The organism is Mycobacteroides sp. H003 (assembly GCF_001440135.1).
GTDB classification, from domain to species: domain Bacteria; phylum Actinomycetota; class Actinomycetes; order Mycobacteriales; family Mycobacteriaceae; genus Mycobacterium; species Mycobacterium gwanakae.
Genome location: NZ_LJYL01000034.1, coordinates 1,490,672 through 1,515,475, shown reverse-complemented (window position 1 = coordinate 1,515,475; position 24,804 = coordinate 1,490,672). Strand labels below are relative to the sequence as shown.

23 protein-coding genes and 3 tRNA genes are annotated in these 24,804 nt (G+C 65.7%); 16 read left to right on the top strand and 10 right to left on the bottom strand.

Annotated elements, in window-relative coordinates:
- Positions 1-29: 29 nt before the first annotated feature.
- Positions 30-112, bottom strand: a tRNA-Leu gene (locus AOT87_RS27285).
- A gap of 255 nt (positions 113-367) precedes the next feature.
- Here AOT87_RS27285 and AOT87_RS27280 point away from each other — a divergent pair.
- The 7 genes from AOT87_RS27280 to pknB all read left to right on the top strand — a co-directional run bounded on the left by AOT87_RS27280 (position 368) and on the right by pknB (position 9,946).
- Positions 368-1,723, top strand: coding sequence for a DUF3662 and FHA domain-containing protein (locus tag AOT87_RS27280; RefSeq protein WP_057966663.1), 1,356 nt, complete (start codon positions 368-370; stop codon positions 1,721-1,723).
- 161 nt (positions 1,724-1,884) lie between these two features.
- Positions 1,885-2,349, top strand: coding sequence for an FHA domain-containing protein (locus tag AOT87_RS27275; protein ID WP_030098149.1), 465 nt, complete (start codon positions 1,885-1,887; stop codon positions 2,347-2,349).
- Positions 2,346-3,860 (top strand): PP2C family serine/threonine-protein phosphatase, encoded by a 1,515-nt coding sequence (locus AOT87_RS27270; protein ID WP_030098148.1) that lies wholly within the window; start codon positions 2,346-2,348, stop codon positions 3,858-3,860. Before AOT87_RS27275 ends, AOT87_RS27270 begins: the two co-directional genes overlap by 4 nt.
- Positions 3,857-5,290 (top strand): FtsW/RodA/SpoVE family cell cycle protein, encoded by a 1,434-nt coding sequence (locus AOT87_RS27265; protein WP_057966662.1) that lies wholly within the window; start codon positions 3,857-3,859, stop codon positions 5,288-5,290. The genes AOT87_RS27270 and AOT87_RS27265 overlap by 4 nt, the downstream gene beginning before the upstream one ends.
- Positions 5,287-6,801, top strand: coding sequence for a penicillin-binding protein 2 (locus AOT87_RS27260; RefSeq protein WP_030098146.1), 1,515 nt, complete (start codon positions 5,287-5,289; stop codon positions 6,799-6,801). The genes AOT87_RS27265 and AOT87_RS27260 overlap by 4 nt, the downstream gene beginning before the upstream one ends.
- The gene (locus tag AOT87_RS27255; protein ID WP_030098145.1) at positions 6,798-8,060 is read left to right on the top strand and encodes a serine/threonine-protein kinase; all 1,263 of its coding nucleotides are present in this window, start codon (positions 6,798-6,800) and stop codon (positions 8,058-8,060) included. The genes AOT87_RS27260 and AOT87_RS27255 overlap by 4 nt, the downstream gene beginning before the upstream one ends.
- Entirely contained in the window at positions 8,060-9,946 is a 1,887-nt protein-coding gene (gene pknB / locus AOT87_RS27250) for a Stk1 family PASTA domain-containing Ser/Thr kinase (protein WP_057966661.1), read from the top strand. The genes AOT87_RS27255 and pknB overlap by 1 nt, the downstream gene beginning before the upstream one ends.
- 3 nt (positions 9,947-9,949) lie before the next feature.
- Here pknB and AOT87_RS27245 read toward each other — a convergent pair whose 3' ends face one another.
- Positions 9,950-10,624: an aminodeoxychorismate/anthranilate synthase component II gene (locus AOT87_RS27245; protein WP_057966660.1), complete on the bottom strand. Its 675-nt coding sequence runs from the start codon at positions 10,622-10,624 to the stop codon at positions 9,950-9,952.
- A 68-nt stretch (positions 10,625-10,692) separates the two neighbouring features.
- On the bottom strand, positions 10,693-11,409 hold the full coding sequence (locus AOT87_RS27240; protein WP_030098142.1) for a DUF881 domain-containing protein: 717 nt from the start codon (positions 11,407-11,409) through the stop codon (positions 10,693-10,695).
- 203 nt (positions 11,410-11,612) lie between these two features.
- Here AOT87_RS27240 and crgA point away from each other — a divergent pair, with 203 nt between their 5' ends.
- From crgA to AOT87_RS27215, 5 genes are all read left to right on the top strand, one after another.
- Positions 11,613-11,876: a cell division protein CrgA gene (gene crgA / locus AOT87_RS27235; protein WP_005082859.1), complete on the top strand. Its 264-nt coding sequence runs from the start codon at positions 11,613-11,615 to the stop codon at positions 11,874-11,876.
- A 121-nt stretch (positions 11,877-11,997) separates the two neighbouring features.
- Positions 11,998-12,420, top strand: a complete 423-nt coding sequence (locus AOT87_RS27230; protein ID WP_057966659.1) for a PH domain-containing protein — start codon at positions 11,998-12,000, stop codon at positions 12,418-12,420.
- A gap of 58 nt (positions 12,421-12,478) precedes the next feature.
- Positions 12,479-13,378: a class I SAM-dependent methyltransferase gene (locus AOT87_RS27225; RefSeq protein WP_057966658.1), complete on the top strand. Its 900-nt coding sequence runs from the start codon at positions 12,479-12,481 to the stop codon at positions 13,376-13,378.
- Positions 13,379-13,539: 161 nt separating this feature from the next.
- The gene (locus AOT87_RS27220) at positions 13,540-14,505 is read left to right on the top strand and encodes an SAM-dependent methyltransferase (RefSeq protein WP_057966657.1); all 966 of its coding nucleotides are present in this window, start codon (positions 13,540-13,542) and stop codon (positions 14,503-14,505) included.
- A 130-nt stretch (positions 14,506-14,635) separates the two neighbouring features.
- On the top strand, positions 14,636-15,541 hold the full coding sequence (locus AOT87_RS27215) for an SAM-dependent methyltransferase (protein ID WP_057966656.1): 906 nt from the start codon (positions 14,636-14,638) through the stop codon (positions 15,539-15,541).
- On the opposite strand, the gene AOT87_RS27210 is transcribed toward AOT87_RS27215, so the two are convergent.
- Positions 15,529-16,290 carry a rhomboid family intramembrane serine protease gene (locus AOT87_RS27210; RefSeq protein ID WP_057966655.1) on the bottom strand — a complete coding sequence of 254 codons (762 nt, stop codon included), beginning with the start codon at positions 16,288-16,290 and terminating at the stop codon, positions 15,529-15,531. The two genes, AOT87_RS27215 and AOT87_RS27210, sit on opposite strands and share 13 nt — an antisense overlap.
- A 111-nt stretch (positions 16,291-16,401) precedes the next feature.
- A complete protein-coding gene (locus tag AOT87_RS27205) occupies positions 16,402-16,938 on the bottom strand; it encodes a peptidylprolyl isomerase (RefSeq protein WP_193601848.1) in 537 nt (178 codons plus the stop codon).
- Between the two features lie 116 nt (positions 16,939-17,054).
- Between AOT87_RS27205 and cwsA the strand changes: the two genes are divergently transcribed.
- Entirely contained in the window at positions 17,055-17,459 is a 405-nt protein-coding gene (cwsA, locus tag AOT87_RS27200) for a cell wall synthesis protein CwsA (protein ID WP_030098135.1), read from the top strand.
- 34 nt (positions 17,460-17,493) lie between these two features.
- On the opposite strand, the gene AOT87_RS27195 is transcribed toward cwsA, so the two are convergent.
- The 4 genes from AOT87_RS27195 to gyrA all read right to left on the bottom strand — a co-directional run bounded on the left by AOT87_RS27195 (position 17,494) and on the right by gyrA (position 21,298).
- Positions 17,494-17,566, bottom strand: a tRNA-Ala gene (locus AOT87_RS27195).
- A 126-nt stretch (positions 17,567-17,692) separates the two neighbouring features.
- Positions 17,693-17,769, bottom strand: a tRNA-Ile gene (locus tag AOT87_RS27190).
- A 48-nt stretch (positions 17,770-17,817) separates the two neighbouring features.
- Positions 17,818-18,774, bottom strand: coding sequence for a DUF3566 domain-containing protein (locus AOT87_RS27185; RefSeq protein WP_057966654.1), 957 nt, complete (start codon positions 18,772-18,774; stop codon positions 17,818-17,820).
- 10 nt (positions 18,775-18,784) lie between these two features.
- Positions 18,785-21,298, bottom strand: a complete 2,514-nt coding sequence (gene gyrA / locus AOT87_RS27180) for a DNA gyrase subunit A (RefSeq protein WP_057966668.1) — start codon at positions 21,296-21,298, stop codon at positions 18,785-18,787.
- Positions 21,299-21,452: 154 nt separating this feature from the next.
- Between gyrA and AOT87_RS27175 the strand changes: the two genes are divergently transcribed.
- Complete coding sequence (locus tag AOT87_RS27175; protein WP_057966653.1) at positions 21,453-22,418, top strand: class I SAM-dependent methyltransferase; 966 nt, start codon at positions 21,453-21,455, stop codon at positions 22,416-22,418.
- 3 nt (positions 22,419-22,421) lie between these two features.
- On the opposite strand, the gene AOT87_RS27170 is transcribed toward AOT87_RS27175, so the two are convergent.
- Complete coding sequence (locus AOT87_RS27170) at positions 22,422-22,994, bottom strand: YdeI/OmpD-associated family protein (RefSeq protein WP_057966652.1); 573 nt, start codon at positions 22,992-22,994, stop codon at positions 22,422-22,424.
- Positions 22,995-23,165: 171 nt separating this feature from the next.
- On the opposite strand from AOT87_RS27170, the gene AOT87_RS27165 reads away from it, so the two are divergent.
- Both AOT87_RS27165 and AOT87_RS27160 read left to right on the top strand, forming a co-directional pair.
- Entirely contained in the window at positions 23,166-24,002 is an 837-nt protein-coding gene (locus AOT87_RS27165; protein WP_057966651.1) for an arylamine N-acetyltransferase, read from the top strand.
- Between the two features lie 9 nt (positions 24,003-24,011).
- A complete protein-coding gene (locus AOT87_RS27160) occupies positions 24,012-24,716 on the top strand; it encodes an isoprenylcysteine carboxylmethyltransferase family protein (RefSeq protein WP_057969828.1) in 705 nt (234 codons plus the stop codon).
- Positions 24,717-24,804: the final 88 nt, after the last annotated feature.

The window sequence follows — 24,804 nt, the reverse complement described above, 5'->3', positions numbered from 1 at the left end:
GTCGCTGGGCTTCTTGGCCCACTCACTTGTGGGCGAAGGGGGACTTGAACCCCCACGTCCCGAAGGACACTGGCACCTGAAGCCAGCGCGTCTGCCATTCCGCCACTCGCCCCAACGACCGCGAGAGCCTATCACGCTCCCGGCCTCATCTTGGAACCGCGAACAGCCCGCCAGAGCCCGCGCACACACGTCAATCCTCTCAAATGGCGAGCATAGAAGGCCTCTTGGTGCCAAGACGATGTCGTCTCGTAATAGAGGAGTGGGTGCCGACGATCATCAAACCGATACGATCTACTCGAGATCCGCTCGTGGCGGAGCGCTGTGTCATGCGCTCAGAACTGCCACGCGACCGCCGAAAGGAGGAGGCATGGGAATTGTCCAACGCTTCGAGCGCAAGCTAGAAGACGTGGTCGGCGATGCCTTCGCCCGCGTGTTCGGCGGCAGCATCGTCCCTCAGGAAGTGCAGGCCTCACTGCGTCGCGAGGCCGCCGACGGCGTCCGGTCAGCGGGCCAGGGACGGCTGCTGGCTCCCAACGAGTTCTTTGTTCTCCTCAGCACCGGAGATCACGAGAAGGCGGCCGACGACCGCGATCTCAACGCAGACACGTTCGCCGAACACCTGCGCGAATATATTCGCGATCAGGGGTGGCAAACGTATGGTGAAGTTGTTGTCCGATTCGAACAATCACCGAACTTGCACACCGGCCAGTTTCGCACGCGCGGTGTGGTCAATCCCGACACCAAGCGGGACCGTACGCACGGCGCCGTGACGACTGCCCCTTCGACCCCGGATCCACAACCAGGAGCATCCATGACTGACAACCCAGGTCCCCAGCAGGGACGCCCCGGCGAAGAGTACGGCCGAGAGGACGACCGCTACGGACGTCCCGAACAGGATCCACGTGGTCAGCAGCCTCCGCAGGGTGACCAGGGATACCCCCCGCGCCAGGGCGGCTATGGACAGGGCCAGCAGTACGGCCAGGACTACGGTCGTCCGCCGGCCGGCTACGAGCAGGGCGGCTACCAGCAGCGCCCGCCGCAGCAGGGCGGATACGACCAAGGCGGCCGTGGCGGCTACGAGCAGGGCGGCTATGGCGGCGGTCAGGAATACGGCCGTCCCCCGGCACCTCCGCAGCAGAGCGGCTACGGCGCCCCGCCTCAGCAGGGTGGATACGGCGAGCCTCCCCGTCCCAACTACGGCGAGTACGAGCAGGGTGGCGGCTACGGCGCACCGCAGGGTCCGCCTCCCGGCCAGGACTACGGCCGTCCCCCGGCCTACCCGCAGCAGGGTGGCTACGGTGCTCCGCCGCAGCAGGGCGGATACGGATCACCTCAGGGTGGTTACGGCGAGCCCGAGTACGGCGACTACGAGCACGGCGGCTATCAGAGCAGCCCCGACTACGGCGCCCCCACTGGAGGCGGTGCCGGTGCCGGTCGCACCACCGTCACGCTGCAGCTGGACGACGGCAGTGGACGCACGTATCAGTTGCGTGAGGGCACCAATGTGATCGGCCGTGGTCAGGACGCCCAGTTCCGTCTGCCCGATACCGGTGTCTCACGCCGCCACCTCGAGGTGCGCTTCGACGGGCATGCCGCGCTGCTGTCGGACCTGAATTCGACCAACGGCACCACCGTCAACAACGCGCCGGTCACCGAATGGCAGCTGGCCGACGGCGACATCATCCGGCTGGGCCACTCCGAGATCATCGTTCGGGTCCAGTAGGGAACAGGAGAACCGCGCCCGCAACGCCGCGTTCGACACAGGCTGCACGTATCGAGCCCCGGCGGGTAACCCGGCCAAGTATCGTTGCCCTGCCGAATATGTCCGGTCTTCCGGACACCCTCGCCGAGGCGCGATGGACCAGCGAGAGGAACGACAACCGGATGCAGGGACTGGTGCTCCAGCTCACCCGCGGTGGGTTCCTGTTGCTGTTGTGGGTGTTCATCTGGTCGGTGCTGCGCATACTGCGGACCGATATCTACGCCCCCACCGGTCAACTGATGGCCAATCGTGGTTTGAACCTGCGTGCGATCAGTCCCGCGAAGGCGGGTCGGCGGCAGATGCAGTACCTGTTGGTGACCGAGGGCGCCCTGGCCGGCACCCGGATCACCCTAGGCACCCAGCCCATTTTGATCGGCCGGGCGGACGACTCAACACTGGTGCTCACCGACGATTACTCGTCGACGCGGCACGCGCGGCTATCGCCACGCGGGGCCGATTGGTACGTCGAGGATCTAGGATCGACCAACGGCACATATCTGGATAGGGAGAAGGTGACGACGGCGCTGCGGGTTCCCCAGGGGACGCCGGTACGGATCGGTAAGACAGTGATCGAGCTGCGCTCGTGACACTGGTGCTTCGCTACGCAGCGCGTAGCGACCGCGGACTTGTGCGGTCGAACAACGAGGACTCCGTCTATGCCGGTGCCCGCCTCTTGGCATTGGCCGACGGCATGGGCGGTCATGCCGCCGGTGAAGTCGCCTCACAGCTGGTCATCGCGGCGTTGGCCCCACTCGACGACGATGAGCCCGGCGGCGATCTGCTCGATACGCTGGCCGACGCGGTGCACTCCGGTAACGCGGCGATCGCCGACCATGTGCGCGCCGAGCCCGAGCTCGACGGCATGGGCACCACGCTGACGGCTTTCCTGTTCACCGGCAAGCGGCTGGGCATGGTGCATATCGGCGACTCACGCGCATACCTGATGCGTGATGGCGAGCTGGCGCAGATCTCCAAGGACGACACCTTCGTCCAGACCCTTGTCGATGAGGGTCGCATCACTCCGGAACAGGCACACAACCATCCGCAGCGCTCGCTCATCATGCGCGCGCTCACCGGCGCACCGGTCGAGCCCACTCTCGTGATCCGTGAGGCGCAGGCGGGTGACAGGTACCTGCTCTGTTCGGACGGACTGTCCGATCCGGTGAGCCACGAAACCATCGCCGAGGCGTTGGAGATCCCCGATGTCTCCGCCGCCGCCGATCGGCTCATCGAGCTGGCGCTGCGCAGCGGTGGACCCGACAACGTCACCGTCGTAGTCGCCGATGTCGTGGAGCTGGACTACGGACAAACCCGCCCGATCGTGGCGGGGGCGATATCCGCCGATTCAGACACCGACACCCCTCCGCCGAACACTGCCGCCGGACGGGCCGCCGCCATCCAGCGCGCCCTCAAAGAACCCGAGCCCACTCCGGACGAATCCGATAGTGACACAACCGATTCCGAAGCCACACGGCCCAAGAAACGTCGGCTCCGCTGGCTGATCGCGGCGGTGCTCGTGGTGTTGATCGCGCTGGCCGGTCTGGCGATCGGCCGCCGCGTGGTGCTCAACAACTATTACGTGAGCGCCTACGAAGGCAACGTCTCCATCATGCAGGGCGTCCAGGGCTCGCTCCTGGGTTATCGGCTGCAGCGGCCGGACCTCGTGGGTTGCCTCGACAGCCGGGGCGACCTGTCGCTGGTGAGTTACGGCGAGTCCGCATCCAGCCTGTCCTGCAAGTACTTCAAGGTGTCCGATCTGCGTCCGTCGGAGCGTCAGCAGGTCGAAACCGGCCTACCCGGCGGCACTCTCGACCAGGCCATCGGCCAGCTACGTCAGCTCACCAAGAGCGCGTTGCCCCCGTGCGCACCCCCCGCACCCAAGACGGCGCCGCCCGCACCGACCACCGCGGGTCGCTCCCCGTCCGCCACGTCCGGATCCCCCACGACGACGACCACAACCACGCGGCCGTCGCCCGCGCCCACGTCTCCGGCGACGCCCGGCGCAAGCACCACGCAGACCACAACATCCACCCCCGCGCCGGCGCCACTGCCGGCGCCACCACAAGAGCCGGGCGTCACCTGCCGGACCGTGTCATGACGACGGCGCCCCAAACCGCTGTAGTGGCCCGTGGGGCAGGCACCTCGCCACCGCCCCAATCCACACGACGTAGCGCGGAATTGGGGCTCCTCGGGTTCGCCGCCGCGATCACCACCGTGGCCCTGATCCTGGTCGAGGCCAACCTTGAGCGTGGTCTTTCCTGGGATCTACTGAAGTACGGTCTTGCGTACCTCGTCCTGTTTACGTTGGCGCATCTGGGAATCCGCCGTTACGCCCCCTACGCCGATCCGCTGTTGCTGCCCTGTGTCGCCCTGCTGAACGGCCTCGGGCTGGTGATGATTCATCGCCTGGACCTGGCGAAAGCGGCCGCCGGCGATGGCTCCGAGACTGTGGAGGCCAACGCGCAGGTGCTCTGGACGCTGGTGGGTGTCGCCGCGCTCGTCGGGATCCTGGCAGTCGTCAAGGATCACCGGGTGCTGGCACGGTACGGCTACACCTTCGGCATCGTCGGCATCGTCTTGCTGGCCATCCCCGCGCTGCTGCCGTCCTCGGCCTCGGAAAGAAATGGCGCCAAGATCTGGATCGAATTGCCGTTCTTGTCGATTCAGCCGGCCGAGGCCGCCAAGATCCTGTTGCTGGTGTTCTTCGCGGCCTTCCTGATGACCAAACGCGACCTGTTTCGCACCGCCGGCCGCAGCTACTGGGGCGTGGAGTCGCCCCGGGCCAGAGACCTGGGCCCGCTGCTCGCGGTGTGGGCAATCTCCGTGGGCGTCATGGTCTTTGAGAAGGACCTGGGTACCTCGCTGCTGCTGTACACCTCATTTCTGACGGTGCTGTACATCGCCACGGCACGGATCAGCTGGGTGCTGATCGGCCTGGGCCTCTTCGTCGTCGGCGCGTTCTTGGCGTACTTCTTATTCGCACATGTGCGCGTGCGGGTCGAAACCTGGCTCGACCCCTTCGCGGATGCGGATGGCAACGGCTATCAGATGATGCAGTCGCTGTTCAGCTTCGCCACCGGTGGCATCTTCGGCACCGGTCTCGGAAACGGTCAGCCGGGCACAGTTCCCGCTGCCTCAACGGATTTCATCATCGCCGCGATCGGTGAGGAACTCGGACTGGTCGGCCTGGCCGGAGTGCTGCTCGTGTTCACCATCCTCATCGTCCGGGGCTTCCGCACCGCACTGGCGGTGCGCGACAGCTTCGGCAAGCTGCTGGCCTCCGGCCTCTCGGCGGCGCTGGCGCTGCAGCTGTTCATCGTCGTCGGCGGCGTCACCAAACTCATTCCGCTGACCGGGCTCACCACGCCCTGGATCTCCTACGGCGGCTCGTCACTGGTGTCCAATTACGTGCTGCTGGCCATCCTGCTGCGCATCTCGCATATCGCCCGGCGACCGCTCACCACCACCTCCGCACCCAACGCCGCCCCCATCGCGGAGGCCCGGACGGAACTGATCGATCGCGTATGAACACATCGATCCGCCGGGTGTCTCTCGTCGTCATGGGACTGGTCGTGCTGCTGCTGGCCAATGCCACTCTCACCCAGGTGTTCACGGCACCCGGACTGCGCGCCGACCCCCGCAATCAGCGGGTGTTGCTCGACGAGTATTCGCGCCAGCGGGGGCAGATATCGGCAAGCGGGCAGTTGCTCGCCTCCTCGGTGGCCACCGACAGTCGCTTCCGGTTCCTGCGGCAGTACGCCGATCCACTGGTGTACGCGCCCGTCACCGGTTTCTACTCGCTCAACTACTCCAGCGCCGGGCTGGAGCGCGCCGAGGACAGCGTGCTCAACGGATCCGATCCCCGGCTGTTCGGCCGCAGGCTCGCAGACTTCTTCACGGGTCGCGATCCGCGTGGCGGCAGCGTGGTCACCACCATCCGTCCCGATGTGCAGCAGGCCGCCTACGACGCCATGCAGCACGGCTGCAAAAACGGCTGCCGCGGCTCGGTGGTCGCGCTCGAGCCCTCCACCGGAAAGATCCTCGCGATGGTGTCGACGCCCTCCTACGACCCCAATCTGCTGGCCAGCCAGGACTCCGAGAAGGAGAACGCGGCCTGGAAGCAGCTGCAGGAAGACCCCGCCCAGCCGATGCTGAACCGCGCGATCTCGCAGACCTACCCACCGGGATCGACCTTCAAGGTCATCACCACCGCCGCGGCACTGGCCGACGGCAAGACCGTCAACACCGAGGTGACCGCGTCCCCCACCATCTTCCTGCCGGGTAGCAACGCAACCCTGGAGAACTACAACAGGACCTCCTGCGGCGGTGGCGACAACACCACCCTCAAGGAGGCGTTCGCGCGCTCCTGCAACACCGCCTTCGCCAAACTCGGATCCGAACAACTCAAGCGCGACAAGCTGGTCAAGGCCGCGCAAGCATTCGGACTCGACCACGAAATCGACGGCATCCCACTCCAGGTGGCTACTTCCACCGTCGGGTCGATGTCCGATGACGCGGCCGTCGCGATGTCGAGCATCGGGCAAAAGGACGTCGCGGTGACCCCCCTGCAGAACGCGATGGTCGCCGCGGCCGTTGCCAACAAGGGTGTGCTGATGCAGCCGCACCTGGTCGATAGCCTTAAGGGCCCAGACCTTTCGAATCTGTCCACCACCACCCCGGATGACATTGGCCAAGCCGTGACACCCGCTATCGCGAACACATTGACCGAACTGATGATTGCCTCAGAACAGCGCACCGCACAGACCGGAGCCATCCCCAGCGTGCAGATCGCATCCAAGACCGGCACCGCCGAGCACGGCACCGATCCGCGTAACACCCCACCGCACGCGTGGTACATCGCCTTCGCACCGGCATCGAGCACCACATCGGATCCTCAAGCCACGGTGGTCACCCCTAAGGTGGCCATCGCGGTACTCGTCGAAGATGGCGGAGACCGCGCCCTGGCGGCCACCGGCGGCTCCGTCGCCGCACCCATCGGGCGGCAGGTCATTGCCGCAGCACTACAGGGGGCCTCATGACAGTTCGTGTGGGAGAAACGCTTTCGGGCCGTTACCGGTTGCAGCGGCTCATCGCTACCGGCGGTATGGGCCAGGTCTGGGAGGGCACCGACAGCCGCCTGGGCCGCAAGGTAGCCGTGAAGGTGCTCAAGGCCGAGTTCTCGTCGGACCCCGAGTTCATCGAGCGGTTCCGTGCCGAGGCACGCACCGTGGCGATGCTCAACCATCCCGGCATCGCGAGCGTGTACGACTACGGCGAAACCGACATCGACAGTGAAGGCCGCACCGCCTACCTGGTCATGGAACTGATCCACGGCGAGCCGCTGAACTCCGTACTCAAGCGCACCGGCCGGCTGTCGCTGCGTCACTCGCTGGACATGCTCGAGCAGACCGGGCGTGCCCTGCAGGTCGCGCACGCCGCGGGCCTGGTGCACCGCGACGTGAAGCCGGGCAACATCCTGATCACGCCCACCGGGCAGGTGAAACTCACCGACTTCGGCATCGCCAAGGCCGTGGACGCCGCCCCGGTCACCCAGACCGGCATGGTGATGGGCACCGCCCAATACATCGCCCCCGAACAGGCCCTGGGGCACGACGCCACCCCCGCCAGCGATGTCTACGCACTGGGAGTTGTTGGCTACGAGGCAGTTTCGGGTAAGCGCCCGTTCTCGGGCGACGGCGCTCTGACGGTCGCGATGAAGCACATCAAGGAAACACCGTCACCGCTGCCCGCCGATCTACCCCCCAACGTGCGCGAGCTCATCGAGATCACGCTGGTGAAGAACCCGCAGAATCGGTACACCAGCGGCGGCCCGTTCGCCGATGCGGTGGCGGCAGTGCGTGCCGGTCGCCGACCACCCCGGCCCAACCAGGCGCCGACCATCAGCAGGGCCACGCCGGCGGCCATCCCGCCCGCCACGCAGGTGCGGCCTGCTGTGGGGACACCCAGCCGGGTTGCCCCGCCCACCTCCCGCACCCGACCGCCGACGGGCTCACACCGGCCGCCACCGCCCCGGCGTGGCACGTTCTCGCCCGGCCAGAAGGCCCTGATGTGGGCGGCCGCGGTGCTGGGCATCTTCGCGATCATCATCGCGGCGCTCATCCTGCTGCGAGCAAGTGAGCAGAAGAATGACGTGCCGCTCCCATCGGCGACGACGCCCAGCAGCGAGGCACCCTCAAGTCCGGCTTCAGCTTCGCCAGGAGCGCTTGCGCCAGCTAATATCGTGGCTCTGCTTCCGGTCGCCGAACCGGACCCGATCACTGGGACGAAATCACCGTAATGACCACTCCGCAGCACCTCTCGGACCGCTATGAGCTGGGGGAGATCCTCGGCTATGGGGGCATGTCCGAGGTTCACCTGGCGCGCGACCAACGGTTGAACCGTGACGTCGCGATCAAGGTGCTGCGCGCAGATCTGGCCCGGGACCCCAGCTTCTATCTGCGTTTCCGCCGGGAGGCGCAGAACGCCGCCGCACTGAACCACCCGGCGATCGTGGCCGTCTACGACACGGGCGAGGCCGAGACACCCACCGGGCCGCTGCCGTACATCGTCATGGAGTACGTCGACGGCATCACCCTGCGCGACATCGTCAAGGACGACGGCCCCATGCCGATCCGCCGGGCGATCGAGGTCATCGCCGACTCCTGCCAGGCGCTCAACTTCAGTCACCAGCACGGCATCATCCATCGTGATGTCAAGCCCGCCAACATCATGATCAGCAAGACCGGCGCGGTAAAGGTGATGGACTTCGGGATCGCGCGGGCCGTGTCGGACGCCGGCGTCAGCGTCACCCAGACCGCGGCGGTCATCGGGACCGCGCAGTATCTCTCGCCGGAACAAGCGCGCGGCGAAACCGTGGACGCACGTTCCGACGTGTACTCCCTGGGCTGCGTCCTCTACGAATTGCTGACCGGCGAGCCGCCTTTCGTCGGCGATTCACCTGTCGCGGTGGCCTACCAGCATGTGCGTGAAGATCCGGTTGCGCCCTCCAAGCACAACCCCGAGATTCCACCCGGCCTTGATTCGGTTGTGCTCAAAGCACTTTCGAAGAATCCCGACAACCGGTACCAGAACGCTGCCGAGATGCGCACCGACCTCATGCGGGTGTATCAGGGCGAGCAGCCGGAGGCCCCGAAGGTTCTCACCGACGCCGAGCGCAGCTCCATGCTCAGCACTCCCTCCAACACCAAGGCTTACCCGGCCTCCGGGCCGCAGACCAACCCGCTGCCCAGCCATTACGCAGAATCGCGGCGCAATCCACTGAGCCGCTGGCTGGTCGGACTTGCCGCACTGGTGGTGCTGACCGTGGTGGTCACCTTCGCCATCATCTTGGGCAACGGCCCCTCGCGTGATGTCCAAGTCCCCGACGTGACGGGCAAGTCCCAGGCCGACGCTGTCGCCGCCCTGCAGAACCTCGGGTTCAAGACCAAGATCCAGAAGAACACGAGCTCAAAGCTTGCTCCCGAGAGAGTCATCGACACCGATCCCGCGAAGGGTTCTACCGTGACGGCCGGTTCCGAGGTGACTCTGAACGTGTCCATCGGGCCGGAGAGCCAGCAGGTGCCCGATTGCCATGGCCTCAGCTTCGGCGACGCGGTCAAGAAGCTGCAGGCCGCCGGGTTCAAGGGCACCTTCACCCAGAGCGAGACCAAGTCGCTGCCCGAGGACAAGGGCCGGGTCATGGCCACCAACCCGCCGGCCGGACAGTATTCGGCGGTCACCAACAACATCACCATCGTTGTCGGTAAGGGACCAGGGGAGAAGCCGGCACCGGATCTCGTGGGCCAGAACATCGACGTCGCCATCAAGAACCTGCCCAACTACGGGTTTACCGCACCGCCCACTATCATCACCGTTCCCAGCCCCGAGTCGAAGGGGCAGATCCTGAGTATGAACCCGCCGGCCAACACGATGTTCCCTGAGGACGGGATCATCGAGATCCGGGTCTCCGGTGGCGGTCAGTTCCGGATGCCAAACCTCATGGGCAAGTTCTGGACCGATGCCGAGCCGCTGCTCTATCAGGCTGGGTGGCAAGGCGGAGGCCTCAGCACCGAAGACGTGCCCTCCGACGGCAACAACCGAGCTCGCGTGGTCTCGCAGGATCCGCCGGCCGGTGCCGGGGTCAACTACAACGGACCAATCAAGCTGCGCTTCGGCGCGGGCTAGACCTCAGCCGCCGAGGGCGCTCACGCGTCCGCTGACTCCGTCCAGCGCCGAGGCGACCTCTGCCTCGAGCGCGCACACCAGCGATTCATCAAGGGGCGCACCACAATAGGTGAGCCAGTTGGCCAGCATCCGGTGCCCGCCCTCGGTCAGGATCGACTCCGGGTGGAACTGCACCCCGTGAATCGGATGTTCGGTGTGCATGACACCCATGATCACCCCGCTGGCGGTGCGGGCGATCACCCGAAGCCCCTCGGGCACGGTGTCAGGGAGGATCGTCAGCGAGTGGTACCTGGTGGCCGTGAACGGGTTTGGCAGCCCGCGCAGCACGCCGGCGTCTTCATGCTCGACAGTGCTCGTCTTGCCGTGCAACAACTCCGGTGCGCGGTCGACGGTGCCGCCGAACGCCACGCCGATCGCCTGGTGTCCCAGGCACACCCCGAGCAGTGGGGTGCCCGTTTTCGCGCAGGAATGCACCATCGCGATGGACGCGCCCGCGCTCTCTGGTGTACCGGGGCCGGGGCTAATCAGTACGCCGTCGAAGTCGGCGGCCACCGCATCGGTATCGGCCAGTCGCGGGTCGTCGTTGCGCCACACCGTCGCGTCCACGCCGAGCTGACCCAGGTACTGGACCAGGTTGAACACGAAGCTGTCGTAGTTGTCGACGACCAGGATGCGCACAGGTCAAGGGTACGGACCCGCACCAGCGGATTCCCAGCCGGTTTACCCGGACAGGTGCCGACGGATGTCTACCGGCCCTCCAGGGGAGCCGCACGGCCGGGCCCCACCGCATCCCGATATCCGGCCACTTCGAGGTGATGGCCGCGAGTCACCGTGTATCCCAAGCCAAATCGCGCGACGTACTGCCGGTACAGCGTTACCAGCGGAGCCGCGTCGAGTGCTGCCTGCATGGCATCGGCATCGCCGATGGCCGTGATCACGTAGGGCGGGCTGTAGGTACGACCGTGCAGCAGCAGGGTGTTGCCGACACATCGCGGTACCGAGCTCGCGACCAGGCGCTGATCATCCTGCATCTGAATGGCCTCGGCGCCCGCACTCCACAAGGCATTGAGCACACCTTCGACATCCTGCTGGTGCACCACCAAGTCATCCGGTGACGCGTCGCGGGGGAAACGCCCGTACGCATCACGCTTGGCATCGGTCAGCGTCACCACCAGACCGGGGCCGGTGACGGGCTGGACGCCCGCGGCATCGGCCATCTCACCGGTTTCGGCGAGCGCCGCCGCCACCTGGCTGTCACCCCCGGCCGACTGTGCCCGCGCGGCAGCCATCTGATTCGCCAAGCCGTCGCGGGTGGCGCTGAGTTTGTCGACGGACTTCTGCGTCTCGCGCACCAGATCCACCAACCGGGGCGCCGGAGAATCGCCCCGCCGGATCTCGTTGCCACCCGACACCGTGTGCGTCGCGGCCAGCAGAAAGCCCGCCAGCGCGCACACCAGGGGCACCCCGACCCGCCAGAGGAGGCCCCCTCGGGCGGAAGGGGCCGCCGGTTCACGCTGGGGGCTGCCCCCGCTCCTCGGGGCCTCATCGGCGGTCACCAGAAGATTGTCGCAGCATCGCGCTGTAACCTGCGTAGGAACCCATGACGACTCCGGCCATGGCGACCCGTCGCCGTGCCGCCATATCCCAGATGCTTCCGAGGTAGTCGATGCCCAAGTCCAAGGTCCGTAAGAAGTCAGCGTTCAACGCGACCACCGTTAGCCGTACTCCGGTCAAGGTGAAAGCCGGTCCGTCGAGCGTCTGGTTCGTCGCGTTCTTCCTCACCCTTATGCTCATCGGCCTGGCCTGGCTGATGGTGTTCCAGCTCGCCGCACAACACATCACCTGGATGCTGGATCTGGGGCCGTGGAACTACGCCATCGCGTTTGCCTTCATGATCACCGGACTACTGCTGACCATGCGGTGGCGGTGACACGAGACGGGAGGAAGCCCGGGCTGCCGTTGCCGGTCCGGTTAGCACCCGTTTCCATCGAGTCCACCCAAGAGACACCCAATCACAACGATGTGATTTATCCCCACTGTGGATAACGCCTGTGGATAAACCGACCGCATCCCCAGCCGAATGGGGCCCGAAACCAGCCGGTATCGCTGCCGCCGCCCTTGTGGGTGTCGCGTTCGGTATCGCCGTTTTCCTGGTCGCCGATGCGCCGGGGCGTCTGTTGGCCTCGGTGGCCGCGCTCGGTCTGCTGGGGTTCGCCGCCGTGTCCTGGCGGTGCCGTCCGAAACTGCGCATCGCCGACGAGGGTCTTGAGCTGCAAGGCCTGACCCGCCTCACGCTGCTACCCCGCGCCGCGGTGGACTCGGTGAAGATCAGCGAGTTCCGCCGACTGGGCCGACGCACCCGGCTGCTGGAGATCGAATCCGGAGATGACCTGATCGTCCTGAACCGTTGGGACCTGGGTACCGACCCCCGTGAAGTGCACGAGGCACTGCGCGCCGCCCGATATCGGGCGTGAACGCCGCAACGCGCGTATCGTTGCCTTAGGTAATTACTCCGAGGTAAGAGGCGGGCACATGACACGGACTGAGGGCGATCAGTGGGACATTGTCAGCAGCGTCGGTTTCACGGCCCTCATGGTGTCGTCGTTCCGCGCCCTGGAGACCACCCGATCTGAGCCACTCATTCGCGACGAGCACGCCCGCGCCTTCGTGGAGGCTTCGGGGGAGCCTCATCTCACCGAGGCCCTGGCCTCGCCGCGTCCCGAGTCCGAATGGGACGTCGCCACCACCTACCTGGTCAATCACCTGGCCGTCCGCACCAAATACTTCGATGAATTCTTCACCACTGCAACAGCTTCCGGTGTTCGACAGGTAGTCATCCTGGCCGCCGGACTGGATGCGCGGGTCTACCGGTTGCCCTGGCCGCACGGCACCGTCGTCTACGAACTGGACCAGCCGAAGGTCCTCGAATTCAAGGACCACGTCCTTGCCGAAGAGAACGCGGTCGCGCAGGCCGAACGGCGCGAAGTCGCCGCCGACCTACGCGATGACTGGATCGCCGCGCTGGGGGCCGAGGGCTTCGACGCGGGCAAGCCCACGGCCTGGCTCGCCGAGGGCCTGCTGGCGTACCTGCCGGGTGCCGCCCAAGACGCGTTGTTCGAGAAGATCACCGCCCATTCCGCCCCCGGCAGCTTCCTGGCCACCGAATGGCGCCGCCGCGTGGCCACCGCCGGCCAATGGCAGGACGCCGTGAACAAACTCAAGCCGGACTTTCTCCAGAACGTCAGCATCGGCGATCTGATCTATGACGATGAGCGCAAAGACCCGATCGAGTGGCTCGGCGAACATGGTTGGCACGTCGACGTCACCAACCGCCTGGAACAGGCTGCCGCCTATGGACGGCCCGCCCCCGAGGAGCACAGCGAAATCACCTCGCTGTGGTCGGACGCTTACTTCATCACCGCCACCCGCTAGCCCCTGCGCGCAAGGCGCGCGGACCGACGCTGGGGTGGGACCTTCGGTCCCGTTTCGACTAAAGTTTCCCATGCAATCGATCACAAGGGTGCCGTCTGTACGAACAGGTCATTTGGCAAAGGCTTGTCGTTTGACGGTTGGGGGATTGAAAGCTGGACTTTATGCCAGGAGATGGGCATGGCAGCGGATTCGTCCGCCAGAGTATGCAGATCGGGCTGACGATCGCCGCGATGAAGGCGCTCGAGGCACGCCGCGCACAGCCGTTGCTGTTCGACGCGCACGCCCGGACCATCCTCGATGCCGTCGCTGATCCCCACACCCGAGCGCTCCTGGACGTCGGCCTTCACGAGAACCCGTCGACGGCGAATGAGCTGAGCACCCATCTGCTCGCCAACTATGTGGCGGCGATGTGCCGCTACTACGACGAATCCCTGCTCGCATCCGTCACCAACGGCATCCGCCAGGTGGTGCTGCTGGCCGGGGGCCTCGATACCCGCGCCTACCGGCTCTCCTGGCCCGCGGGCACAGTCGTCTATGAGGTCGACTATGCCGAGGTCCTCACCGTCAAGATGAAGGCGCTCGACAACGCGGGAGCTGAGCCTCATACGACACAGCGGATGGTCCTGTGTGGTCTGGGCGAGCAGTGGCAAGCGGAGCTGACGCTGGCCGGATTCGACCCAGACATCCCCACCGCGTGGCTCGCCGAGTGCGTCGTCTGCAACCTTCCCGGTGGCAGCCACGACTCGATGTTCGAGCGGATCATCGAGATGTCGGCTCCGGGCAGCATCATCGCGACGGACAACGATCCGCTGGCCCCGTCCGGGCGGACATGGGGCGAGGCCGTGGACGCCGTCCTGCCGGACGCGCTTCGCGGCGCCGACTACTCGGCGCTGGCACATCGTGACGAACGCACCCATCCCGGAGACTGGCTCTCCGGGCACGGGTGGCTGACCCAGACGTACACGACACGTGAGCTCGCCGAGCGCTATGGCCGATCGTTCGGGAACGAGCTGGTGCCGGGTTTCGACGATCTCGCGGACCGTCGCTTCCTGACCGCGATGCTGCCGACCGATTACCTTGCGCATTCCGCAGAATCGCCACCGAGTGACGGGCCGGCGGACCAGTGAGGTTCGTTCCGTAGCCCGATCTCGCCGGACAGCTTGCGCAGCGCCATTACCTTTGCGCCGCGCGATGGCTATCTTGGGGGCAACGTGCACGAAGGCAGGTGATTCCTTGGATGGTCAACCGGAAAAGGCTGTGACCTCACCGGCGCACAAATATCAGTTCGATCTGATTGCCGCAGCTCTGCGAGCGCTGGAAAGTCGGCGCGGCCATCCATTGATCGACGATCCACTTGCGGAGGTCCTGGTCACCGCGGCGAACGAGCCGCTCAGTAGTGCCTTCCTCGCCACCGGATTTCCCGAGAACCACTCGGCTGCCGACGGCACCTTTCTTCTCATCAACGCGTCGGGAATCTTCACGCGGTACGGCGACGACTTCATTGCCACGGAGCTTGAGTCGGGAACCCGGCAAGTCGTGCAATTCGTCGCGGGTCTGGACACTCGGGCCTACCGACTCCCGTGGCCGGCCGACGCTGTTCTGTACGAAGTGGACCATCCGCACACGCTGGAGTTCCGGTCCCGTGTGCTTAGGGAGCACGGCGCTGCCGCCTCGGTGACCCAGCGGCTCATACCCGCGGCAACAACCGCCGATCCCTGGGCGGAGGATCTGTGCGTTGCGGGCTTTGACCCCGAGCAGCCCACCGCGTGGCTGATCGCGCCGCTGATCATGGCGGGTCTGCCCGGCCAGGCGCAGGACCTGCTCTTCGAGCGCATCATCGAGCTGTCCGCGCCGGGTAGCGCCATCTGCAGCGATGCCAACATTTTCCTGCCGTCAACCGAGATCTGGGATTCACTGGCCGAACCCGTTGTCCCCGAAGATATCCGGGCGGCCAATTTCTGGATGCTGACATATCCGGATTCCCGCATGCCCCCCGCGGACTGGCTGACGGGCCACGGCTGGGCCACCGACGTGCAGACGGCCGCCGAGATCGCCGCACACTACGGCCGGCCGTTCACCGATGATGTCCCGGACATCGTCAAGCAGCACACCCAATGGCAGTTCCTCAGAGCCAAGCTGCCGCACGTGCACTATCCGGAATAGGTGAGAACCCTCGCCACGATGAGCGTCACCGATAACGCGATCACGACCGCAGCCAGCACCCACGGCGTCGAGGGCTTCTGCACCAGGTCCGGTACACCGGCCCCACGGCACACCTCGCGGTAGTACAGCAGCGCACCTGCGCTCAGAACACCGAACAACAGGCCGCCCATATGCCCGGCCAACGAGATGCCCGGCAGCGAGATGCTCAGCCCGATGTTCAGCACCAGCACGATGATGATGGTCTGCGGGTTCAGCCGCTCCCGCAGATACAGCACCAGTGCCGCGCCCAGCAGACCGTAAATAGCGCCGGATGCACCGGCCACCAACGCATTCGGACTGAACCACATGGCGATGGCGCTGCTGCCCAGTAGCGCGGTGCCGTAGATCGTGGCGTAGCGCTCACGACCGAACGCGTGCTCGAGTCCGGGCCCGATCAAGGCCAGCGAGAGCATGTTGACCCCGATGTGCATCAGGCCGAAATGCAGGAAGCCCGCGGTGACCGTGCGCCACAGCTCGCCCTGCGCCACCCACGGCAGGTACAGGACCAGGTCCCGGAACAGCGCGCTGGTGGTGACGGCCATCGTCTCGTCGGTGCCCCCGACCACGGCGGAGTACACGAACACGTTGACAGCGATCAGCGCCCAAGTGACCCAGGCCCGTGCCTGCCGCAGCGGCTTGACCTGACGTACCGACTTGGCGCCCTGCTGGACGCATTCGACACACTGCTGTCCGACGGGCGCTGATCGCATGCAGTCCGGACACACGGGGCGCCCGCAGCGCACGCAGCGCACCGCGGTGGCCCGGTCCGGGTGCCAAGCGCACCCGTAGACCGGTACCTGTCCGGGATGAGCCATCGAGAGCTAGCTGATGGTGATGGAGTTGATCACGACGTCCTCGGTGGGACGATCGCCGCGATCGACGGAGGTGGAGGCGATGGCGTCGACGACCTTCTGCGAAGCGGGGTCGACGACCTCACCGAAGATGGTGTGGCGACGGTTCAGGTGCGGGGTCTTGCCGACGGTGATGAAGAACTGTGAGCCGTTGGTGCCCGGTCCGGCGTTGGCCATGGCCAGCAGGTACGGCTTGTCGAACTGCAGCTCGGGGTGGAACTCGTCGGCGAACTGGTATCCGGGGCCACCGCGGCCGGTGCCGGTGGGGTCACCGCCCTGGATCATGAATCCCTCGATGACGCGGTGGAAGACGGCACCGTCGTAGAACGGGCCGGCGGCCTCGCCCTTGGCGTTCTTCGTGGAGTAGTCCTTGCTGCCGTCGGCGAGACCGACGAAGTTGGCGACGGTCTTCGGGGCGTGGTTGCCGAAGAGCGCGATGACGACGTCGCCGTGGTTGGTGTGCAAGGTGGCGGTCTGTGTCTGGATTGGTGAAGTCACGACGACCACCTTATCCGCGCCGAAAAGACATTCATGCGGATGTTTCCCAATAGGCGGCGCAAAGATGGCAATCTGGAGTACCAGTCATTCTGGAGATCACCGCCCGACGAAGGGACCCGCTGACAATGAGCCTGCTGACCAAGACCTCCGAACCCGCCGTCAAGCTGACCTCCGGGGAGCGGCTCGTGCGGGGTCTGAAGGAGGCCGCACTGGCCCCTATCGACGTCTCACGCGGTACCGCCGGACTCGGGTTCGGGCTGGCGAAATCGGCGGCGGGCGTGGCCGGCAAGCTGGTGCGTCGCGGCAAGGCGGTGTCGTCGGAGGTGCAGGACGCCGTCGCCGATGTCGTGGACACCCTGCCCGAGGTGGTCAGCGGAGCCCGCAAGCGCAAGCTGCCGCGCGCGCTGACCGGCCTTGCGGTGGTCGGTCTGCTGGGTGCGGGCGCCGTCGCATTCAGCGTGCTGCGGCGCTCAGGACAGCCCGAACCGTCGCCGCTGGCACCGAGTGTGGATTCGCAACCTCAGCCGTAGGGCCGGATCGGGTCGCGCGAACGAGAAACTTGAGTGGAGCCTAGGAGAATCGAACTCCTGACATCTACCTTGCAAAGGTAGCGCTCTACCAACTGAGCTAAGGCCCCTCACCTGCTGCTGTGTGCCACACTTCCATGTTGTTGCGCGCCACGGTGATTGCTGTCGCGTAGGCCACGCCCAGCAATGCGAGCACCAGCAGCAGCACTCTCATGTGGTCGACCTCCCAACGAGTGTGGTGGGGCTAGGAGGACTCGAACCTCCGACCTCTTCGTTATCAGCGAAGCGCTCTAACCGCCTGAGCTATAGCCCCTGAACCGAAGGCAGAGATTACCGCACGGATGGGTTGCATCCCAAACCGTTAGTCGCGATCGGCCAGTGTGACCTCGATACCGCCGACTAGATCGGTGGTCAGGTTGTAGATGAACGCACCGATGGTGGCGGCCGCGGTCATCAGCACGATGTTCACCAAACCGATCAGTAGCGCGGTGCCGAAGATGGTGCCACTGGACACCAGCTCACCGCCGCCGCTGTTGGTGATGAGCTCACCAACGTTCTCGTTGAGCTTCGACCACACACCCATCGCGCCGAGCACTAGATACAGCATCGCGACGGCGATCATCCAGACGAAGAAGAACACCACCGACAACACCAGCGACACCTTCAGGGTCGCCCATGGATCCACGCGCCTGATCTGCATGGCCGCCCGCAGCGGGCCGCGGCGCGAGGGGCCCACCGTCACTGCCGAACCACCTTGTGCCGCATCACTTCTGCGTGGAGGGCGGGGGACCGGGCCCGACAGGTCGGGCAGGTCATTGTTCTTGGGGGCGCGCACGGGCTCCTGCGTGCTCGCCTCGCCCCACGGGGTGCCCGAACGCACCGGCTCGAGTCGTTGGGGCCGCTCGGTTCTTTCCGAACGCTCCGGCACCTCGGGATGCTCCGGCGCCTCGTCGTAGGGCTCCAGCTCCGGCACTGCTGCTTCGGGTTCGGGACGCTCCGGCGGGGTGTTGAATCCGGCCGGGGCCGCGGTGCCCGAGATGAACCGGCTGAGCCGGGCATCCAGGCCGGCCGACGGGCGGGGTCCGGGCCGCGGCGCCGACGTCGGCGCGGTCGGAGGCGCGGTGGCGTCGTCCACGATGGGGATGATCTCCGTCGGTGCGCCGCCGGGGCGCGGTTCCCTGCTGGGAATCCGCTGCGGACCGGTGGCGGCGGCGTGTGAACCACGCCGCCGCTCCGCCCGCTGCCAGGGAGGCAAGTCCGCCTGGTCCACGGGGCGTTCGTTGGCGCCAGACTCCCCCGGATCGTTCGGTGAACTCACCTACAGCTCCTTACTCGCTTGCGCCGGCTGCGTCGTCGTCAGGGTCAGCATCACCCTCATCGGCATTATGCGCGATTGCCAATAAGGTGTCGCCCTCGCCGAGGTTCATCAACCGCACGCCCTTGGTCTGGCGGCCGGCCTTACGAACCTGTTTCGCGATGGTGCGGATGACCCCGCCGCCCGAGGTGATGGCGTAAAGCTCGGCCTCTTCGTCCACGATCAGCGCACCCACCAGAGAGCCGCGGCGCGGGTCGTACTGAACAGTCAGCACACCCTTACCACCACGCCCCTGCACCGGGTACTCCTCGATCGCGGTGCGCTTGGAGTAGCCGCCCGACGTGGCCACCAGCAGGTAGGTGCCCTCGCTGACGACGTTGAGCGATAACAGCTCGTCCTCGCCGTTGAACCGCATGCCCTGCACACCGGAGGTGGCGCGGCCCATCGGCCGCAATGCCTCGTCGGTCGCACTGAACCGGATGGACTGGCCATGCGCCGATACGAGCAGCAAGTCGTCCTCGGCCGCGCACAGCACCGCGCCCACCAGTTCGTCGCCGTCGCGCAGGTTGACGGCCACCAGGCCGCCGCTGCGGTTGGAATCGAAGTCGGTGAGCTTGGACTTCTTGACCAGACCGTTCTTGGTGGCCAGCACCAGGTACGGCGCGTCCTCGTAACCCTTGATCTGGATGACCTGCGCGATGCGCTCCTCGGGCTGGAAGGCCAGCAGGTTCGCAACATGCTGGCCACGCGCGGTGCGGGCGGCCTCGGGCAGGTCGTACGCCTTGGCGCGGTAGACGCGACCCTTGGTGGTGAAGAACAGGATCCAGTCATGCGTGGAGCACACGAAGAAGTGCTTGACGATGTCGTCCTGCTTGAGGCCCGCACCCTGCACGCCCTTACCGCCGCGCTTCTGGCTGCGATACAGGTCGGTCTTGGTGCGCTTGGCGTATCCGGTTTCGGTGATGGTGACGACGACGTCCTCACGTGCGATGAGGTCTTCGTCGGCGACATCGCCGTCGGCGGAGATGATGCGCGTGCGGCGGTCGTCGCCGTACTTCTCGGTGATCTCGGCGAGTTCGTCCTTGACGATGGCGCGCTGACGCTCCGGCTTGGCCAGGATGTCCTCGAGGTCGGCGATCTCGGCCTCGATCTTGGCCAGGTCGTCGACGATCTTCTGCCGCTCCAGGGCCGCCAGGCGACGCAGCTGCATGTCGAGGATGGCCTGGGCCTGGATCTCATCGACGTCGAGCAGCTCGATCAGGCCCTGGCGCGCGATGTCGACCGTCGCCGAGGCGCGGATCAATGCGATCACTTCATCAAGGGCGTCAAGGGCTTTAACCAGACCGCGCAAGATGTGCGCGCGCTCGTTGGCCTTGCGCAACCGGTACCGGGTACGCCGAACGATGACGTCCAACTGGTGATTGACGTACAGCCGAATCAGCTGATCCAGGCGTAGCGTGCGCGGCACGCCGTCGACGATCGACAGCATGTTGGCGCCGAAGCTGGTCTGCAGCTGGGTGTGCTTGTAGAGGTTGTTCAGCACCACCTTGGCAACGGCATCGCGCTTGAGCACCACCACGATTCGCAGGCCGACACGGTCGGAGCTCTGGTCTTCGATGTTGGAGATGCCGGCGATCTTGCCGTCGCGCACCTGCTCGGCGATCGAAGTGATGAAGTTGTCGTGGTTGACCTGGTACGGCAACTCGGTGATCACCAAAGACGTTCTGCCCTTGGAGTCTTCCTCGATCTCGGCGACACCGCGCATGCGGATGGAGCCGCGCCCGGTGGTGTACGCGTCGTGAATCCCTTGTGTCCCAACGATCAAGCCGGATGTCGGGAAATCGGGGCCGGTGATCTTTTCGCAGACCGCCTTGAGGGTGGTCTCCTCGTCGGCCTCGTGGTTGTCCAGCGCCCAGTACACGGCCTCGGCCAACTCACGCAGGTTGTGCGGCGGCATGTTGGTGGCCATACCGACGGCGATACCGCCGCTGCCGTTGGCCAGCAGGTTCGGGAACCGGCTCGGCAGCACGGTCGGCTCCATGACCCGGCCGTCGTAGTTGGGAATGAAATCGACTGTCTCCTCGTCGATTTCACGCAACATTTCCATGGCCAGCGGTGTCAGCCTGGCCTCGGTGTAACGCATGGCGGCGGCGGGATCATTACCCGGCGAGCCGAAGTTTCCTTGGCCGTCCACCAGCGGGTAACGCAGCGACCAGGGCTGCGCCATACGCACCAAGGTGTCGTAGATGGAGGCGTCGCCGTGTGGGTGGTAGTTACCCATGGTCTCGGCCACCGAGCGCGCCGACTTGGCGTGGCTGCGGTCGGGCCGGAACCCGGAGTCGTACATCGCGTAAAGGACGCGGCGGTGCACGGGCTTGAGGCCGTCGCGCACTTCGGGCAGGGCGCGGCCCACGATCACGCTCATGGCGTAATCGATGTAGCTGCGCTGCATCTCCTGCTGGATGTCTACCGGTTCGATCCGGTCGACGGCGTCGTCACCGCCGGGGGGCAGCGTTGTGTCGGTCATGTGCTCCTCGTTCATGCTGCGCCCGGAGAAGGCCGGGCAACCCCACCAGCCTAGTCACTTCTGCGATGGGTTTCTCGGATCCAGGCCCGTGCGTCGTTCTCAGCGGCTTTAGATGCCGATATCCCAAGTATCCGGTACTGTTTGTTACGCAGGCGTGAGCCGCAACGAGGCGGCCAGGGCCGAAAGGGAGCTGCCAGCCATGACCACTCTGACGTCCGATTTCACCGAGGAATCCACCAGCGAACGGCTACGCCGATGGGCCGACGAGTGGCGGCGCATGGCGGCGGTCGCGGTGTCGAACGCCGACGGCCCCAAGACCGGAATGGTCTACGACATCGTCGGTCCGCAGAACTTATTCGGCGAAGAGTCGCTCTTCATCAACTTCGGGTACTGGCGCGACCACCCGACAACCCTCGACGAGGCCAGCCGCGACCTTGCGCGCCTGGTTGCCTCCAGCGCGGGGTTCACCGCGAAGGACGTGGTGGTGGACTGCGGCTGCGGATACGGCGATCAAGACATTCTGTGGGCCAACGAGTTCAAGGTGAAGAAGATCACCGGGGTCAACATCGCCGAGGAACAGATCGCGATCTCGACTCGACGGGTCGCCGAGGCCGGTCTGTCCGACACGATCTCCTACGTCAAGGCCTCGGCCACCGATCTACCGTTCGGCAACGAGTCCTGCACCAAGGTGGTGGCGCTGGAGTCGGCCTTTCACTTCCCGTCGCGCATCGACTTCTTCCGGGAGGCGCTGCGCGTGCTCAAGCCCGGTGGACGCCTGGTGACGGCGGACATCGTCCCGCGGCGTACCGCGCTGACCGCGCTGGCACGCAATCAGGTGGCGCGTCGAGGCTGGCAGGGTGCGTCACCGAGCGCCGTGCCCTGGGCCGTCGATGTACAGGGATACCGAGATCTGCTGCTGGACATGGGCTTTGCCCGGGCCGAGACATGGTCCATCGCCGATGATGTCTATCCACCGCTGTCCAAATTCCTGGCCAAGCGGCTGCGCCAACCCGACATGAAACATGTCAACCCGCTGCTGCGCGCGCAGTTCAATTCGGTGGGTATGCGGCTCTTCTCGCTGCATTCGGACTACATCGTGTCCGTGGCGCACAAGGCCTGAGCGCTAGCTCAACTTCTTTCCCTGCGCCAACAGCTCGACGTACTGCACGATCCGCCGGGCACGAGTGTCTGGTCTCTTGATGGTGGTGAGGCGGAACAGGAACGGCCAGCGCGCCGTCTTGGTCAGAGAGTCGAAGAACTGCTGCGCCTGCGGCTCGGCGCGCAGTGCCCGCGCGAAGTCCTCGGGAACTTCGATGGTGGCCTGCGAGCTGTAGGCGGCGTCCCAACGGCCGTCAGCCTTGGCGGCGTCTACTTCTCGTAGGCCTGCCGGCCTGAGCCGGCCCTCGCCAGTGAGCCGTTCGATATGGCCGACGTTGATCTTCGACCAGGTGCTGCGGGCGCGGCGTGGGGTGAACATGCGCAGGGTGTACAGCTCGTCGAGCGATTTGGCTTGCCCGTCGATCCACCCGAAGCAGAGTGCTTCCTCCAGGGCTTCCTTGTGGTTGACGCTGGGGATGCCGCTGGCCTTCTTGGCCATCTTGATCCACACGCCGGGGGAGTCCGCGTGGTTCTCTTCCAGCCACTCTTCCCAGTCTCGTTGCGACGCAAAGTAGATGGTGGGGCGGTCGGCGGCCATGCGGTTAGGGTACGGGTGGGCGGTGACATGACAGACCCGTGCCCATCGGCGTCCTCACCGGCGACGAAACGCGTCCGATTGGTCTCGCGACCAGTACCGTTCCACCGTTCTGCCAGATATGGTCCGCGGCGCTACAGCGATACCCAGGGCTGCTAGTACGTTGTCCACACCATGTGGAACGGAGACGAGCTCGCGCTCGACGAATACCTGGCCTTCATAGGCTTCGACGGCGCCCGGTCGCCGTCCCTGGACACCCTGCGGCGCCTACAGCGCGGGCACGTCCTGAACGTCAAGTGGGAGAACCTCGATGCGGTGCTGCACAAGCACGTCGCACTGGATATCCCGGCGGTTCAGGCGAAGCTGCTGCGCGGGCCCCGCGGCGGCTACTGCTACGAGCACGTCGCCCTGTTCGCAGCGGTTCTGGAGCGCCTCGGCTTCGACTTCTTCGGAATTCAGGGGCGCGTGCAAATGGGCGCCACCACCATTCGGCCGGCGACGCACGGCATGCTCGTGGTCCGGTTCGACGGACAACAGTGGCTCTGCGATGTCGGATTCGGCACCAGCCCTCTTGCCCCGATACGCATTGTCGACGAGGCCACCATCGACGACGGATCGTGGACGTACCAACTGCTGCGCGGCGAGGTCACACCCGGCGCCGACGGCTGGACCCTGTCGGAGGCCGCCGGGGACGGAACGCTGCCGGGGTGGATGAGCCGGTACACCTTCGTGCTGGAACCGCAGTACCCGATCGACTATCGCGCCGCAAGTTACTTCGTCGCATCGAGTCCCCATTCACCCTTCAGTACGAGGGTTTTCGTACAGAAGATCACGCCCGATCACGCGTACATCCTGGACCACCGCGAGCTGCACGACATCCGGCCCGGCATAGGCCGCGAGACCCGGCAGCTGGTACCCGCGGAAGTCGTGGTGACACTGCGCGACATCTTCGGTATCGAACTGAAGGACGATGACTCGTCACTGCTGTTAGAACGGCTGGCACAGCACTAACGTCGATACATGCCCGAGGCCATTCCGTCGAAGACGCGGCTGCTGGTCAAGCTGCTCGCCGCCAACATCGTGTCCACTCTCGCCGTGGGCGGGCTCATGGTCCTGGCTGCGGGCACCTGGCGTTGGCCACAACTCTGGATCCTCGGTATCGAGGTCACCGTCCTGAACCTCGGTGTGCACCTCTGGCTGCTCAACTACAACCCGGCCCTGCTCGCCGAGCGGCTCGGCTCACCCCGCCAGCCCAACCAAACCTCATGGGACAAAGTCTTCGTGGTGTTCGCCATCATCGGCATGCCGATCTGGTTCGCGGTACCCGGGCTCGACCATCGCTGGGGTTGGTCAATGGTGCCGGTCTGGATTCAGGTCGTGGGCGCGGTACTCATCGCCGTCTCGCTGCTGTCCATGGTGCTCGTCTTCCACGCCAACAGCTTTGCCGCGCCCGTCGTGAAGGTGCAGGCAGAGCGTGGACATTCGATCGTTGATACCGGCCCCTATGCCTACGTCCGCCATCCCATGTACTCGGGGGCGATCCCGTTCCTTATGGGCATGCCCCTGCTGCTGGGCTCCTGGTACGGGTTGATCGGGTCGGTGGCGACCGTCCTCGCGCTGGGGTTTCGAGCAGTGGGGGAAGAGCGTCTGCTCACCCAGGAACTCGACGGCTATCCCGAGTACGCGGCCCGGGTGCGCTACCGGCTGATTCCGGGCGTGTGGTGATTCCCAGCTCCGCGCGGCACTCGCCAGTACGCGTGGATCTTGATGCGCGGCAAGCGCTCCACCCCTGAACTATTGAGCCCACTCACCC